This is a genomic window from Aquamicrobium soli, from assembly GCF_042646345.1.
Lineage (GTDB): Bacteria > Pseudomonadota > Alphaproteobacteria > Rhizobiales > Rhizobiaceae > Mesorhizobium > Mesorhizobium soli_A.
The window spans coordinates 282112-296008 of sequence record NZ_JBHRTK010000016.1 but is presented as its reverse complement, the minus strand read 5'-3'; the positions used below and the strand labels follow the sequence as shown (position 1 = coordinate 296008).

General features: G+C 60.7%; 20 protein-coding genes. 3 read left to right on the top strand and 17 right to left on the bottom strand.

Going from position 1 to position 13897, the window contains the following annotated elements; genetic code table 11:
* Nucleotide 1 precedes the first annotated feature (1 nt).
* Together ACFOHJ_RS18090 and ACFOHJ_RS18085 are read right to left on the bottom strand one after the other, a co-directional pair.
* Nucleotides 2-367, bottom strand: coding sequence for a hypothetical protein (locus ACFOHJ_RS18090; protein ID WP_378223008.1), 366 nt, complete (start codon nucleotides 365-367; stop codon nucleotides 2-4).
* Nucleotides 367-855, bottom strand: coding sequence for a DnaT-like ssDNA-binding protein (locus ACFOHJ_RS18085; protein WP_378223005.1), 489 nt, complete (start codon nucleotides 853-855; stop codon nucleotides 367-369). The genes ACFOHJ_RS18090 and ACFOHJ_RS18085 overlap by 1 nt, the downstream gene beginning before the upstream one ends.
* 71 nt (nucleotides 856-926) lie before the next feature.
* Between ACFOHJ_RS18085 and ACFOHJ_RS18080 the strand changes: the two genes are divergently transcribed.
* Nucleotides 927-1085, top strand: coding sequence for a hypothetical protein (locus tag ACFOHJ_RS18080; protein ID WP_378223002.1), 159 nt, complete (start codon nucleotides 927-929; stop codon nucleotides 1083-1085).
* Between the two features lie 38 nt (nucleotides 1086-1123).
* On the opposite strand, the gene ACFOHJ_RS18075 is transcribed toward ACFOHJ_RS18080, so the two are convergent.
* The 7 genes from ACFOHJ_RS18075 to ACFOHJ_RS18045 are packed head-to-tail and all read right to left on the bottom strand — an operon-like array spanning nucleotide 1124 to nucleotide 8272.
* Entirely contained in the window at nucleotides 1124-1480 is a 357-nt protein-coding gene (locus ACFOHJ_RS18075) for a hypothetical protein (RefSeq protein ID WP_378222999.1), read from the bottom strand.
* Between the two features lie 2 nt (nucleotides 1481-1482).
* Complete coding sequence (locus ACFOHJ_RS18070) at nucleotides 1483-2499, bottom strand: major capsid protein (RefSeq protein WP_378222998.1); 1017 nt, start codon at nucleotides 2497-2499, stop codon at nucleotides 1483-1485.
* A gap of 22 nt (nucleotides 2500-2521) precedes the next feature.
* Nucleotides 2522-2887, bottom strand: a complete 366-nt coding sequence (locus tag ACFOHJ_RS18065) for a head decoration protein (RefSeq protein ID WP_378222995.1) — start codon at nucleotides 2885-2887, stop codon at nucleotides 2522-2524.
* A gap of 3 nt (nucleotides 2888-2890) precedes the next feature.
* The gene (locus ACFOHJ_RS18060) at nucleotides 2891-4021 is read right to left on the bottom strand and encodes a DUF2213 domain-containing protein (protein WP_378222993.1); all 1131 of its coding nucleotides are present in this window, start codon (nucleotides 4019-4021) and stop codon (nucleotides 2891-2893) included.
* Nucleotides 4022-4024: 3 nt separating this feature from the next.
* On the bottom strand, nucleotides 4025-6571 hold the full coding sequence (locus ACFOHJ_RS18055) for an anti-CBASS protein Acb1 family protein (RefSeq protein WP_378222992.1): 2547 nt from the start codon (nucleotides 6569-6571) through the stop codon (nucleotides 4025-4027).
* Nucleotides 6571-8076 (bottom strand): phage terminase large subunit, encoded by a 1506-nt coding sequence (gene terL / locus ACFOHJ_RS18050; RefSeq protein WP_378223057.1) that lies wholly within the window; start codon nucleotides 8074-8076, stop codon nucleotides 6571-6573. The genes ACFOHJ_RS18055 and terL overlap by 1 nt, the downstream gene beginning before the upstream one ends.
* Nucleotides 8012-8272, bottom strand: coding sequence for a hypothetical protein (locus ACFOHJ_RS18045; RefSeq protein ID WP_378222989.1), 261 nt, complete (start codon nucleotides 8270-8272; stop codon nucleotides 8012-8014). Before ACFOHJ_RS18045 ends, terL begins: the two co-directional genes overlap by 65 nt.
* 157 nt (nucleotides 8273-8429) lie before the next feature.
* On the opposite strand from ACFOHJ_RS18045, the gene ACFOHJ_RS18040 reads away from it, so the two are divergent.
* Nucleotides 8430-8624 carry a hypothetical protein gene (locus tag ACFOHJ_RS18040; protein ID WP_378222987.1) on the top strand — a complete coding sequence of 65 codons (195 nt, stop codon included), beginning with the start codon at nucleotides 8430-8432 and terminating at the stop codon, nucleotides 8622-8624.
* 366 nt (nucleotides 8625-8990) lie between these two features.
* Here ACFOHJ_RS18040 and ACFOHJ_RS18035 read toward each other — a convergent pair whose 3' ends face one another.
* From ACFOHJ_RS18035 to ACFOHJ_RS18000, 8 genes are read right to left on the bottom strand one after another with little or no spacing between them, the layout of a single operon-like run.
* Complete coding sequence (locus ACFOHJ_RS18035; RefSeq protein WP_378222984.1) at nucleotides 8991-9623, bottom strand: hypothetical protein; 633 nt, start codon at nucleotides 9621-9623, stop codon at nucleotides 8991-8993.
* Nucleotides 9620-10057: a hypothetical protein gene (locus tag ACFOHJ_RS18030; protein ID WP_378222981.1), complete on the bottom strand. Its 438-nt coding sequence runs from the start codon at nucleotides 10055-10057 to the stop codon at nucleotides 9620-9622. The genes ACFOHJ_RS18035 and ACFOHJ_RS18030 overlap by 4 nt, the downstream gene beginning before the upstream one ends.
* Nucleotides 10054-10383 carry a helix-turn-helix domain-containing protein gene (locus tag ACFOHJ_RS18025; RefSeq protein WP_378222980.1) on the bottom strand — a complete coding sequence of 110 codons (330 nt, stop codon included), beginning with the start codon at nucleotides 10381-10383 and terminating at the stop codon, nucleotides 10054-10056. The genes ACFOHJ_RS18030 and ACFOHJ_RS18025 overlap by 4 nt, the downstream gene beginning before the upstream one ends.
* A 1-nt stretch (nucleotide 10384) precedes the next feature.
* Nucleotides 10385-10633, bottom strand: a complete 249-nt coding sequence (locus ACFOHJ_RS18020; RefSeq protein ID WP_378222978.1) for a hypothetical protein — start codon at nucleotides 10631-10633, stop codon at nucleotides 10385-10387.
* A complete protein-coding gene (locus ACFOHJ_RS18015) occupies nucleotides 10630-10788 on the bottom strand; it encodes a hypothetical protein (protein WP_378222975.1) in 159 nt (52 codons plus the stop codon). Before ACFOHJ_RS18015 ends, ACFOHJ_RS18020 begins: the two co-directional genes overlap by 4 nt.
* Nucleotides 10785-11183 carry a hypothetical protein gene (locus ACFOHJ_RS18010; RefSeq protein ID WP_378222973.1) on the bottom strand — a complete coding sequence of 133 codons (399 nt, stop codon included), beginning with the start codon at nucleotides 11181-11183 and terminating at the stop codon, nucleotides 10785-10787. Before ACFOHJ_RS18010 ends, ACFOHJ_RS18015 begins: the two co-directional genes overlap by 4 nt.
* Nucleotides 11180-11518, bottom strand: coding sequence for a hypothetical protein (locus tag ACFOHJ_RS18005; RefSeq protein WP_378222970.1), 339 nt, complete (start codon nucleotides 11516-11518; stop codon nucleotides 11180-11182). The genes ACFOHJ_RS18010 and ACFOHJ_RS18005 overlap by 4 nt, the downstream gene beginning before the upstream one ends.
* A complete protein-coding gene (locus tag ACFOHJ_RS18000; protein ID WP_378222967.1) occupies nucleotides 11518-12987 on the bottom strand; it encodes a DnaB-like helicase C-terminal domain-containing protein in 1470 nt (489 codons plus the stop codon). Before ACFOHJ_RS18000 ends, ACFOHJ_RS18005 begins: the two co-directional genes overlap by 1 nt.
* 80 nt (nucleotides 12988-13067) lie before the next feature.
* Between ACFOHJ_RS18000 and ACFOHJ_RS17995 the strand changes: the two genes are divergently transcribed.
* Nucleotides 13068-13892, top strand: a complete 825-nt coding sequence (locus ACFOHJ_RS17995; protein WP_378222964.1) for an HNH endonuclease — start codon at nucleotides 13068-13070, stop codon at nucleotides 13890-13892.
* The last annotated feature ends 5 nt before the right edge of the window (nucleotides 13893-13897 follow it).

The window sequence follows — 13897 nt, the reverse complement described above, 5'->3', positions numbered from 1 at the left end:
TTTAAACCGCCACCACGGCCTTCCAAGCCACTACCGTCCCGGCTGCCGGTGTAGGTTTCAGGCTGGTGATGGCCCGCTCCCTGCCGTCGATGACGAGCGTGTCCGTGATTACCGGCACCGTGTCAGGCGCGGCAAACGTCACGATATCGACCGTCTCCACGATCAGGACGCCGTTTTCATAACGCTGGTCTACGCGTTTAACGGCGGCCTTCAACGGCCAGGTCTCGCTCGTCTCCGTCGGCGGGTCCCATTCGTTCTCGCCGGGTACGGTGACGGTCCGCTTGAGGGAGACGGTGCCTTGCTGGAAGCGATCGAGCAGACGCGTGGCCGTGCCCTGCATGCGGCCATAGTCGAAGCGTTTGGCCATCACACGACCATGATCGCCGGGAAGCCGCCAACGGACCGAAGGAACGGCGCCAGAAGGCCCTCGATGGCCGTCATCACCGGCGTGATGGATGCGGCGAATTCATCGCTTCCCGCCTGCTGATATTCGACCTCGACCGCACCATCGACTTTCTCACGCTTGACGCGCTCGGCGGCCGAGCCAATCAGCGACAGGCTCTCCGGGTCGCGCGCCTCCTGCAAAGCAGCTTCATAGCTGGCGTAGACGACCGGCAGCGGGATTTCCGTGTCCGGGATCAACGATGACCCGACGTAGGCCCCCTTGCGTGGCCACGCGCGTTCCTGCGCCCAACCACCAGCCTTCTCGCCGACAAAGCGCATGCCGTAGAGCCCGTCGACGTATTGGCTGCCACGCTGGCGGAGCACGGCAGCGGTAGGCGCGCCTTCGGGAACCTCATACCCATTTTCGGACAACCACGTCGCGAAAGTCTCGTCGGTGCCATAGCCGGCCATAAAAATTCTCCAGAATGCAAAGCACCCGATGCGCGCGCCGCTATAACTCAAGCATCTGAAAGGAGACGATGATGACTGAGAGCGAACGCGCCGCGAGGCAGAAGGCCTTCGAGAGGGGCCAGAAGGCCGGCAGGGAGGGAAGGTATGAAAACCCTTATCCGCCGGTCTCCCCTGATCACGATATGTATGATCAAGGCTATGAGACGGAGCGCGAGACCATCTTCAATTGACGGGGATGGCGCGGCAGGGAACCGCCGCGCCATGCGTCTTACTCCGGCTTCGTGGCCAGTTCTTCGAGTGCGGCGATGATCTCATCCTTCTTGGTAGGAGTCGCATCGCCGAGCAGTTTGAAAGCCGCCGACTTGAAGGCCATGAAGTTGCCATCGGCCATGGCGAGGACTTCGGCAGCCGACTTGGTGTCCCCGGTGTCCTCTTCCTTCTTCGCCTTGCCGCCCTTGGCCTTCACCTTGACGCCTTCACGCTCGAAAGCGTCGAGCTGCGCCTCGGTGAGTTCCTTGGCGTTGACCACGTCGGCTTCCTTTCCGGCCGGGACGACCTGATGGCCGCCCCCTACCTTGAAAGCCTTGTCGACATGGCTGCCGTTCTTGACGTGATACTCTGCCATGATCAGGTCCTCACGGCTTTGCGCAGCACGTCCGGGCGCTGGCAGAAGTACAGCGGGTAGCTGTACAGTTCCCCGCGCGTCCACGCCTGACGGTCACGATCCGGGATGTTCATGGCATAGGTCTGTTGGCCGGCCGTATTGATGTACGGACCGAACTCCGCAGGCGCATAGGCCACCTTGAACACGTCACGGGCGCCGACCGGGAAGAACTTCGCCTCGTCGGGATCGATCGCCACGGTCGAGTTGTCATCCGTGCCGCGGTAGTTGTGCCAGGTGATCCCCGCATAGGTGAAGGCCTGCCACGTCTTGTCCGTCCGCAGATCGGCAGCGGCCGCCCAATTGAGGTAGGTCTTCTCCACCTCGGGATGGGTGATCAGCGCGTCGTAGAACGCGTCACCAGCCAGAGCGTGGATGGTCGTGCCGGGCGTGAACGCGCCACCAGCGGAACGCGCCATCGCGCGGATGACGGATGCCGACTTGAGCCGAACAGCACCAGGGGCCGGGCTGGCATTGTCGAGGTCGAAGTCGATTGCCGCCGCCTCGGTCACGCCGAACTCGGTGAAGTAGTTGTAGATCACCGTGCTTCCGTCCGCATCGAGCAGGAGGCCCTGCAGTGCGCCCAGACGATGGTACTCGTGGGTGAGTTCCATGTCGTCGCGGACGCCGGCCATGCGACGCAGGTATTCCGCCTGCACCTGGGAGAATTCGGTTTCCGAGCCGAACGCGCGGATGCCCTGGATCTCCTCGGCGTAGAGCGTGAAGCCCTTCGCCAGACGCGTGGTCTTGAGCGGGACGGCATTGCGGGGATCGACCTGCAGTTCCGCCGGCGGCGCGCCGGTGGGGCTGGTCGGGATGAGCACCAACTTGTTCTCCCGGCGATCGACGAAGATCGAACGGGTGCGCACCGGCATCGGAGCGAAGATGCCAAGGTCGCCGAGAAGCTGGGGCTTGTATCCGACCTTCTGGACCGCGCCGGTGAGCGAGGTCATCGAGAAGGCCGAATTGTTGAAGATGTCCATAGATGCCATGGTCTCGGCCTCCTTATCGAACGATGATGCCGAGCGCCTTGAGCGCAGCGTTGGCCGTGGCCTTCGCAGCGTCATTGGCGCCAGCCTGGTAGATGAGATGCGCCCCGTTCACTTCGCAGTCGCGAACGACGATGGTGCGCTTGACGGTGCCGACGGCGGCCTCGAACAGGATGCCGGCGATATCTTCCGCCCCAGTCGCGGCGGCAGGATCGTAGGCGACGTAATTGCCGCCCGAGGTGAGCTTGCCGAGGATCGTGCCGGCGAGGAGCCCCGGAGCGGAGCCAGCGGCAACGGTGCCGACGTCACGGCTGCGATACATGCCACTTGCCTCGGAAACGAGGAAGTTGGCCGTACCGCGGTTTTCGTTGAGCTGTGCCATGGATTAGGCCTCCTTCTTCACGGAGACGCCGGCGGAAGCGAACACCTTGTCGCCCCAGGCATCATTGGTTGCGATGGAGTGGTCTTGGGTGCGGAGCGCATCGCGAACGGTATCGTTCGGCTTGGAGTCCTTGGTCAGGGCCTTGAACATGCCGGTGATCTCGGCATCGGAGACGTCCTTGGCCGCTTCGTCGCCGAGACGTGCCGTGACCACCGCCTTGCGGATTTCCGCATCCGTCTTGCCATCGGTAACGATCTTCTCGTCCATGGACTTGGCAGCGGTGACTAGAGCGGCACGATCCGCCACCATGCGGTCGATGTCGGCCGGCTTCGGCGCCGCATCCTCCAGCTTCTTCTTGTCGGCTTTGAGGGTGCCGATTTCCTCGTCCTTCTTGGCGATCTCCGCCTTGTGCGAGGTGTCGGCATCCTTAAGCTTCATCTGGGCGTCGGAGACGGCCTTCTGAAGCTTCTCGATGGCCTGGGCGCCCTGATCGGTGGTCATCACCGAGAGACCGTCCACAACCACCGTACGCAGATTTTCTCCGGCCATATCCGGGTTCCTTTCGTCTGCTGTGGGTTGGGTGATCGGGGCAGCGCCCCAGTTTCCCACGCTGTCACCAACGCGAGCTTGTGACCCGGCACGGGCCTTATCGACCAAAGCCAGGTGATTGATGCGGATGGACCGCTGAACGGCGTCGTAGGGTTCGCCCGAGGGCGTCACGCCGGCCGTGAAATCGAAGTCTGCGACATAACCTGCCGACAGTTCGCGCTTGCCGCCTTCGATGAGGGAGATGGCAGCGGCATCCTTGAAGATCAGGGGCAGTTCGATCCAGTCGTCGACCTGCTTTGCTGCCGTGCTGACCTCGCCGACCGAAAGAGCCTTCCAGTTGTCGGCGGTGACCTGCTCGGTCGGGTGATTGATCGTGATCGGCGCGTGGCTGAAGCTTTGCAGGCTGTCCTTCGCGAATACCTCGTCTGCCGGGCGATAGACCCTCACCAGCTTCATCTCGGGCTTGCCGAGTTCGTCGCCGGTATAAAGCTGGATCCCTGCGCGCACGCATTTGGCGGTGGCGACAAGGTAGCCGTCACCAGTCCGCCGCGTTCCCGCGACGGTCACAGCGTCTGTGAATTGCATGGTCTATCTCTTGCGCAGTTTCGGAACGCGCTGGAACGCAAACGGACTGTCCGGCGCCGCATCACGGGTCAGAGGACGTCCGCGCGTCAGCGCCTGCTTGTTGAACGCGATCGCGCCATCCGGGGTGTTGAGCCAATCAACGCCGGTCCGTTCGTACGCCCACTCGGCAACGCTCGGATCGTCCCAGAACCCAGCGGACTCGACAATCGAACGCGGGGCCATGCTGTCGGCGATACGAGACCAAGCCTCGCGAGCGTCATCGCCATCGTAACCAGAACTCGAAATCGCATCGTCGAGCGCGGCAGGCAGCAACCCACGTTCAAAATCGCGCGAGAATGCGTCGAATATCTTGCCTTCAGGCTCATCGCTTACGGCGATGACGTTCGCGTCAGCCCTTGGCGATAGATACCAGACCGAACCGTCGCTCCCCGCGTACTGATCAGCGACGTCCAGATCGCGGGTCATTTGAGTGACGTAGCCGGTCTCCAAAGGATCATCCTCACCTGCGCCTTGTGCGCTTCGGCCGTGGACAAACCAGCCCTCCGGAACTTCTCGCTTGTCGTAAAGTGCTTGCGCCTGCTCCTCGCTCATTTCTGTGCCGGGCGCTGGCGGCTCACCGGACTTTCCGGAGCCCTTTCCGCCAGCAGCCCCGCTGCTCCACTGCCCGCCGGTTGAAGTGCCCGCCGGGTCGCGTGGCTGGCTCGGGTCAAAGTCCTCGAAGAGGATCGGTTTCCCGTTCTCCCGCACTTCCTCGAACATTTCCGGCCCGAGCACGATCTTGCCCCGGTACGGCTCGACCTTCGCCAGATCGATCTCGCCGCCGATCTGGATGGAGATGTGCGGCTGATAGTCGGGCCAATCCCACGAAGCGCCGGCCTCTTTGATTTCGCGATGACGCCAAACCAGTTCGTTCGCCGTGATCAGCAGGGCCAGGTATCTGCCATCCGGTCCGAGACGGTCCATCTGACGCGGCCCGCCGGCAGCTATTTCCAGCTTCTCCGACCATGATGTACCGACCTTGAACCAATCGATCGGCGTGCGGCTGTAGGCGATCGTTACATGCAAGTCCGGCACGATATCGGTGAAGCCCTGCGCCTTGGCCCAGCGCTCGATCTCGGCCCGGTTCATAACGTCGCGGCGAACATAGAGCGTGCGCGGTGCTGCGTCCTTCGCCACGATCTGGCGCCGGCCTTTTGCCGGTTCTGTCTGCATGGCGGCAGCCGCGATTTCTTCCTCGCTCGGTTCCTGATCCGCCAAGGTGCCGTACTTGGTCGAAGCCGCCTCCAGTCCCGCCAGTGTGCCATCCTCGATCAGTTCGTTCGTGAACGCCTCCGAGATGACGTCGATCGGCATCAGCGGGCTTTCTTGGCCCTTGCCGGCGATGGTGCGCGCCGCGTTCGACTTCCTTTCGAATATTTCGGCCTTATCCTTCTCCGACATCTGCCAGAGCGGGTTCCAGACATAGTGGATGTCCGGATCGCGCTGGCCGAGGGCCGAGCGGATCAGGCATTCGTCCAGATTGGCCATGGCCGGCTGCATTTCCAGCGACTGGCCGGCGGCGATCCGATCGTAGTAGTTCCGCAGGTCGCTTTCACCGGACGCATTCAAGCCGCCCGGTGACTGCCCGAACAGGCGCGTCATCGGGATATCGGCGGCGCCGCTGACGTTCTGGAAGAACCGGTCCATCAGGTCGGGCAGTGTCTGGAAGCTTGCGCTCTTGCGCTCGTACTTCTCCTTGCCGTCGAGGATCAGCATCCGGTTGATCGCCTTGCCCGTAGCGGCGATGCGATAGCGATCCGTGACCTTCCTCTCCCCATCGGGCGTGCCGACATAGGCCATGAGGCCTTCCATGGTCACAACATCGACGTTGGCCTCAAAGATCAGGCTGGCGATGTTGGCCGTGGTGCTGTCGGCCTGTTTCACTGCCTCCATGACCGAAGTCAGAACGCTATCGCCCCATGCGAAAGTGGCTCCCGACGTGATATCCCGATCCGGCATTTCGTTGCCGATGAAGATCGTCAGCCGCGACGGGTGCACCTTGGGTTGGGAGGAAGCCCCGTTGACGATGGTGTAGTCTCTCGGCCGGCCGTAGAGGGGCGACAGCGGATCGGTCTCGATCTCGCCCGGCTGCAACTGGCGGGGCGTCAACACAGTCAGAAAGCGGATGCCACCTACCCTGACCTTCTCGACGTCCATCGGCTGCGAGGCGTCATCCCCAAGATCGATATAGATCGCGGAACCACCGAACAGGCGCGCCTTCTTCCTCGCCTCTAGTACCTTGCCCTGCACGCCAAGGCGCTTTTCCTCCGCCTCGAGCTTTTCGATCTGCGGGTTTTTGGCCTGCCAGGATCGCCATTCCCGACAGCTATCCAGAGCCGGGATGTCGATGATCTTCCGAGGCAGCCATGCCGTCCGGTAGGCCGCCACGAGTTGCTGCAGGTCGATCGTCGGCTCGGTGTAGTAGACAGACGCCGCCTTGTCGCGTTCCGTACCAAGGCCAGCAATGGCGCTCGCGAGGCCATCGCGGACGAGGGTCAGGATTTTGCCCATCAAAGATTATCCAGATTCAAGCCGAGGAAGCCGCAGATGTCGAGTGCGGCGTCAATGAAGGGGTCGACCTGGTCATCGAATCCACCATCGGGGAACGCTGCCAGTTCGTTTTCGAAGTCTTTCAGCCACAGAGCCGTTTTCGGCAGCACGATCAGTCCAGCCGCTGCCGCCGGCACCACATCGAGGGCGCGTGTGTACTTGTCCTTTTCGCGCTGCATCGCGATCACTGGAATCGCCTTGCGCGTCAGGGACTGGATCAGCCCAGTGCCTGAAACCTTGTCTTCGATCGCCATCTTGCGCAGGTGGCCATACCGATCCGCAGGCCATTCATCGCCCCGGCATCGCGACCAAAGCGCGAATGCCGTCTTTTCCAACTCCGGTGCCTCGAAACGGTCTCTCACCACCTCGAGCAGATACGCCTTTCCGTCCACACCCGCGCCCCAATGCTCAAACACGGTGTAGTCGTTCCGCTCTTTGGTTTTCTGCGCGGTGTCAACGTAGATCGCGCGCCACGACAGCTTCGGAAGGACATCATACCGAGGCAGCAGCCCCGGCTTGAACAGATTGCCACCCTCGACCGTCGGCTCCTGGGCATACTGGCCCGAGTAAACATGAGGTGCGGATTGCAGCACCTTGATCTGGGCCAGCGTATGCTTCTGATCCCATAGCGGCCCGTTGGGCAGCCCGTGTGGGATCAATTCGACGTCACCGGCCGGCGCCTGCCCTTCACCTTCAATCAGCACCGGAAGCTTGAGCAGGTGCCAATGCTCGCCCGAGTTCTCCAAAAGATGCGCTACGAAGTCATCGACATGCAGGCGCTGCATGATGACGATCACCGGCACATCCTCATGCGCCAGACGCGACTTGAAGGTGTTCTCCCACCTCGCGTTGATGAATTTCCGCATCGTATCCGACGAGGCATCGTCGGGCTTGAGCGGGTCGTCGATGATCAGGGCACCCGTAAAGCCCGGCTCGGCTAGGATACCAGCACGGAAGCCCGTAATCGGTTGGCCCGCAGCTGCGGCGCGTAGATGCCCGCCAGCGGTCGTGCGCCATAGCCCCTTGGCATTCTGGTCAGGTCGCATCGTGACCGGCCAGTGAGCTTGGTAGCCCGGCAGGCTGATCACATCCTTGACCTTGGTCGAGTTATCGAGCGCCAGCGGTTCCGCGTAGCTGGCATGGATGAACCGGGCGCGCGGGTTGATCGCGAAGCCGCGGGCAATAAAGTTGATCACTGCCAGCTCGGTCTTGCCGTAGCCAGGCGGGATGTTGATGATCAGCCGCTTGATCTCGCCGGCGAATACCCTGTCGAGCGTACCGCAGATGACTTGATGGAACGGGGCCACCGAAAACGGCTGACCTTCCTTCTCCAAAAAGAACCGTTTCGTGAAGGTCAGGTGCGATCCAAGCAGTCCTACCCGCTCGCGTGCCCGATCCTCCTCAGACTTCCTCGCCTCCTTCTCGGCCCGGATCGCCGTCAACAATTCCGATCTGGACAAGTGCACGTTCAAGAACTTCAAGCTCCTGGTCGCTCATGCCCTTCAAGCGAGTGACATCCACGGTCTGGATCGGGCCACCGTTGCGGCCGGTGTGCTGGATCGAGGCCAGTTTGGCGTGCATGTACGGCGCCGCATCCTTGGCGATCGATGCCGCCTCGTCCCATTCGTCCTTATCGGCATGGGTGCGCATCGCCTTCAGCATGACCTCCAGCGGCGTCAATCCTTCGGCAGTAGCCTTGTCCGCAATTGCCCGCGTTCGCTTTGTAGCGGCTCCTGGCTTGCGCCCTGCACCTATTCTCTTGCCACCGCGCGCCACGTTTGATTACCTTTGATTGTTTTCAAACTTTGGGGATTGGGAAATGGCCAAGAAAGAATTCAGACTACCAAAGCATCAGGAATTCGAGATCACGGAAGACGGCGCCGTCATTGGGACACTCCGTGTTAAGCCGAGCGGCATTCTTTGGGCGCCGAAGAACTCACAAAATTGGTTCGGCGTTGGCCTTCAACAGTTCGCCGATTTTGCAGAAGCGAATGGCAAGAAGCAAAAGAAGTAGCTCTAGAGCAGACTGAACCGCTCGCTTCCCTTCCTATGAACCATGCAAGCTGGTTCCATGATTAGGTTCCATGGTTCGACCTCGTCCGTCCGCCGTTCCTGATAGGGTGCGAGGCGGCTCCCGTACGGTGGGCCTTTGAATGACTTATCCGCACGGCAATTGCCTCGCGGGCCTCGCTACACCGTCTTGCGACGGCGATCTGTCAGGACGGGCCGGCCGTTACCCCGGCAAGCGTGAATTCGGTGGAGCCACGCCAACCCCTTCCGCGACGGTTGCACCGAATACATTGCCGTCATTATGGAAGTGCATGTTGCGGGACGAGATTTCCCGCTTCCGTCCTGATCTCTATCCGCTTACGCGGAAACTCTATGCCGCCTGGAGTTGTCTGTCTCGACGCTGGCGGCGCCGCTTATTTCGCGCTGCGGCCCAGTTGAAATCATCTTCGCCGGATCGTGCAGTGAGGAAGTACGGTTCGCCTCGCCACGCGTCTCCGATCCTGTCGTCAACATGGCCGATTTCACCGGGTTCGAGCAACCCCTCGGCAGACCAGATATCGCAATTCTGCACATCGCAGCGAACCAGATGTGCGTGAATTGATGCAACGGCAGCGTTTTTCCGCTTTCGCCCCGTCTTTTCGGAGATTCCGGCTTGGGCGCACCAGTCCTTGAAAAAGCGATGTCCAGCCATGCAATCCACCCAAGCAGCCAAGGCCGCGCGGTGATCTTCGTTGCGGACGAGAGCATACCAGGTTAGCGCTTCCTCGGCCTCGCTCACCATAGCCGGCGTAGGACGGCGGAACACGCTGTCCTGATATTCCTGCTCATCGGCTTTTAGCCGTTCCCTACCCCAGCCGTTTTTGTCGGCCCAGTCGTGGACGTAGCCCAGCGACATCGCCTTGATGTAGCCGGGACCACGGCCGGGCCCGACATTGACGTTACCGGCTGCCCGCTCGATCTCGACGGCCAGGATCAGCCGTTCGGTGATTTCCAGTTCGGTCATTGGCCGGCCTCCAGAGGCAATTCAGGTTGAGGTGCATCGAACCTCTCATATAGGTGCCGGTTGACGACCCCGGCGAGTGCGGCACGTTGATTGACGATGCCGCTCAAGCGCTGCTGGATTTCCCACTGGCGCCGGCCGACGGGCACGCTGTCCCAAACTTCGAACCACGCCGACGGATCGGCCAGGATATCGTCCCAGTAGGCAAGGACGAGATCGGAGATGGCCCACAGCGCCATTTCATCAGCCAGCGTCTTGTTGTTCGCCGTCTCCATGATGGTGCGGATCACCCAGCGGGCATGGTCCTCACCGCGCTTTCGGATGATTTTCAGGATGGTCTTCGGTGCCCGTGTTTCGCCGATATCGGGATAGCGGGTCGACGGAATAATCCGCAGACCAAACTCGCCGCATACCTCCTGCACTCGGCTATCGATCATTGGTTACCCGCCAGCCGCACCAATCGGTAGCGCCCATGATTGCCTCGCCCGGGACTCGCCTTCGGAACAGTCCATCCATACGGAGCAAGTTGCTTCCGAAGCCTGTAAATCCTCACATTGATGACAGCGTCAGGGTTGTCTGGCCCACCGTTCGGATCGTCACCGTAGAGCGCATCCCATATCGCGGTGCGCGAGACCGATTTCGGATATGCCTTCGCCAGCAGGTCCGCGATCGCACGTGCCTGACCTTCCAGCGGGATTTCTGACACCCCAGCAAGAGGCATCACCGCCAGTTCATGGCCGCATGTGGGGCAGTGAATGTTCATTTCATGCCATCCCCGCCAACGCACTTCGCTCATAGATCGGGTCGCCCATGATCCTGCCGGTGAGCGATCTATTGTCGGGATATCCATCCCATATCCGACGGCTCTCGATATGCTGCCAAGGGATTGTCGCACCCGAACCCATGCCGACGAGCGCCATTCCTTCGGCCGCTTCACGGATCATCTCGCGCATCTCTGCCGACTTGCGACGGCTGCGGTCTAGTTCGGCCTGTCGGGCGGCGGGAGACTTCATGACGCCCTCCTAATCGAATTGCCGCTGGTGATCATGACGAATCCATCCTCGAACTCGACGCGGATCGAGTTCATAACCTTGGCGCGGGCGGTGACGGCGCAGCGTTGGCCTTTCCTGTCCATGCGGTTCCAGAAGTAGACGTAGGGATAGCTCATGCCCGCTCCAATGCGATTTTGGACGCGATCTCCTCATCGCCGCCGCCGTGCCCAGCGTTCCGATCTACATTCTTCGGAAAGCGAGCCGCGATGGCGTCGATCTTTGCTGGCAAGTCAGGATCTGTATTCTTCCATCCGCCAAGAGCCGTGAAGGCTTCCCAATCCGAACACCTTGCTATCTCATAGGCGATTGAGAACGCTGTCCGCACATCGCCATTTATGATCGCGACTCGATGTCCGGTGTTTAGATGCGTCAAGCTCCATCGAGCAAGACGACGTCCCTTTGGCGATGCGGATGCCGTCATATGAAGACCAAGGCCACGGAAGACGTAACCTTCAATCTCGTGCGGGCCAGTTATCCATGCCAGTTTGAATTTCGCTGGTTGCCAGGTCATGACGCCCTCCCCGTCATCACGATCAGCTTCTTCCGGCCGGGACGGTGGATCGTCTCGGTGCGCTTCACGTCCTCACGTTTCGATTTCAGGAATTGCTCCCTAGCCATTTCCAGATTGCGCGCGATCTTGTCCTCGGAGACGGGCAAGGAACTCCGCACGCTGGCGTCGAGCGAAGCCAAATAGGCGTCTTCAGCGGCGCATCTGGCTTCCCGACGGTCCACGAACAATTTGGGTTGCTTGCCGTCCAGAACGAACCGCCAGTGCCCCATGCCGCAGCGAAGATACTCCGCGCTGAACCCGGTTTTGAAATGGCGAACGCGCCAAGGCTTGTCCATCACATGAACCCTTCGAATGCGGGAGGCATGTCCTCGACGCCTGATGAAAAGCGCGTGAACTCGGCCTCGAACCTGATTTCCTGAGACGTGCCGGGCTCGCCGCGCCGGCGCTTGTGGTTGATGAGCCATGCCTTGCCGCGCGAACTCTCGTATTTCGCGATCAACTCGTCGCGCTTTTCCTGGCGCTGGGTCTGCGGGATCAGTTCCTTGTAGAGCGGTTCCGGCCGGTACAGGCTGAACCACACGTCCAGGTTCTGTTTGACGCTGGAACCGCCATAAGCGTCCCCCATCATGGGGCGGAGCGATCCGCCGGTTTTCCACCGGGCTTTCCAGTCGTCATTACGCTGGATGAGGATGACGATCGCCACGTTCAGTGACTTCGCGATGGCCTTGAGACCGCGGTACAAGGCATTGATCCTCTCGGCGAAGATGTCGCCCGATTTCCCCGGCAGCGCTATCATCTTGGCGTGATCAATGACGACAAGATCCAGCCCGACGGACTTCTTCATCGCCTCGATGCGGATGCGGATATCGGAAAGCGTGCAATCCGAGAACGGGACGATGTCGAATGGCAGGTTCATCGCCCGCATCATTTCGTCCTCGATGTCGCGAGCCTCTTTGCTGTTGAGGGTGAAGGCGTCGAGCCGGCCGAGAGCGATACCGGATGCCTGCGCTGCCGCCTGGAGCGCGGCTTCTTCCTCGGTGATTTCGATGGAGAAGAACGCCGCCTTGTACCCAGCGATCGAAGCGTGACGGACCTGCTGGAGCGAGAAGGACGTTTTCCCGCCGCCGCTGTCCGACATGAAGCCGATCAGGTTGCCGCGACGGATATCGCCGGCAATGGTCGTGATCTCGGGCAGGAACCACGGAATGAGCGCCAAAGCATCGTCAGCAGCCTTCTGGGCGCGCTCGATCGCTTTAGGCAGCAGGACACCGTATTTGAGCGAGGCAGCCCGCTCGTTGCCCTCCTGCGCGATCTGTGTCAGCCGGTCGGCCGTCGCCGTAATGATCTTGTCCGGCGTCATGTCCACGGGCATATGCAGCGCAAGTTCGATGCCGTCGTAGAATTCGGCGATCAACTGGCGCCGGGACCAAACTTCGATGATCGCCCGTCCATAGCTGTAGGCGTCACCGCCGGGCACCTCCCTCAGCATGCGCACCACGTAGAGCCCGACGGTCAACTCGACGTGCCGTTCCTCATCCCGGTCGTAGGTCTTGATGACCTCATCCCACGGGACATAGGACTTGATCGTGATGATGTTGGCCGCCCGACCCTCGGTGATCATTGTGCCGAGGGTCTCGTACAGCGTCCGATGCAAGGGCTCTGCGAAGTGGCTGGGCTTTAGAAAGCCTGCCACACGCCAATAGGCGTCGTTCCTGGCGAGGATTTCGCCTAAGAGCGCCTGTTCCGCCTCGATCGCATCCGGCAGCGCTGGCCGGAAGTCGCGGGAGTTGTAGGGCGCGTTCATGCGGCCATCTCCCGATTAACCAGATATTCTTTCCCAGATTGTTGGAATGTCAGTCGGGCAAGCTTGGGAGTGTAATTGCTATGACCTGGGGTTTCATAAAAGGACAAACCTACCGGCTCGACTCGATGGTCGAACGGTTCGGTGGAAACAAGCAGAGCGGAATTATCCCATCTGTGCGCGAGCCAGTGGTCCTCCTCATCGATCAGCCGAAAAGCAAGAAAGTCTACAAGAATAGATGGAGGGACGACGGCATTTTCGAGATGTACGCGCAAGGAAGGATCGGTCCTCAAACGTGGACATCTAACAACAAGGCCGTTCGGGATCACTTTGCGGACGGCCGCGCGCTTCTGGTGTTTCAAACCGACGGCAAGAAAAAATCGTTTCTCGGCGAGTTCATGCTGATCGGCATTCAGGATCGCATGGATTACGATGAGAGTGCCCCCCCGCAACTGCGGTCGGTGTTCGTATTTGAACTCCAGCCAGTCGAGAGTTCCACACCAGAATATCCGATTGAGGAAGGTGAAAGCGGCGCCGGTCTCGATGACCTTCGGAAACGCGCCTACGAGGCGGCCGAGACCATGAAGGACCCACGCAACGGAACCCGCACCATTTACTATCGCTCCGTAGACGTGCATCGCTACGTCCTTGCGCGCGCAGATGGACGTTGCGAGAGCTCGGTTTGCAGGAAGGCTGGGCCTTTCATAAGCAAATCGAGCAACCTGCCCTATTTGGAGGCGCACCATACAATTCGCCGCTGCGACGCAGGCCCAGATTCGCCACGCTACGTGATCGCAATTTGTCCTAACTGCCATCGACGAGTTCACTTCGGAGCCGACGGCATCCAATACAATAAGGGTCTCATTGCTGATGCTGAGGCGATCGAGGAGAAGCTTGGTGACAGATAGAACCA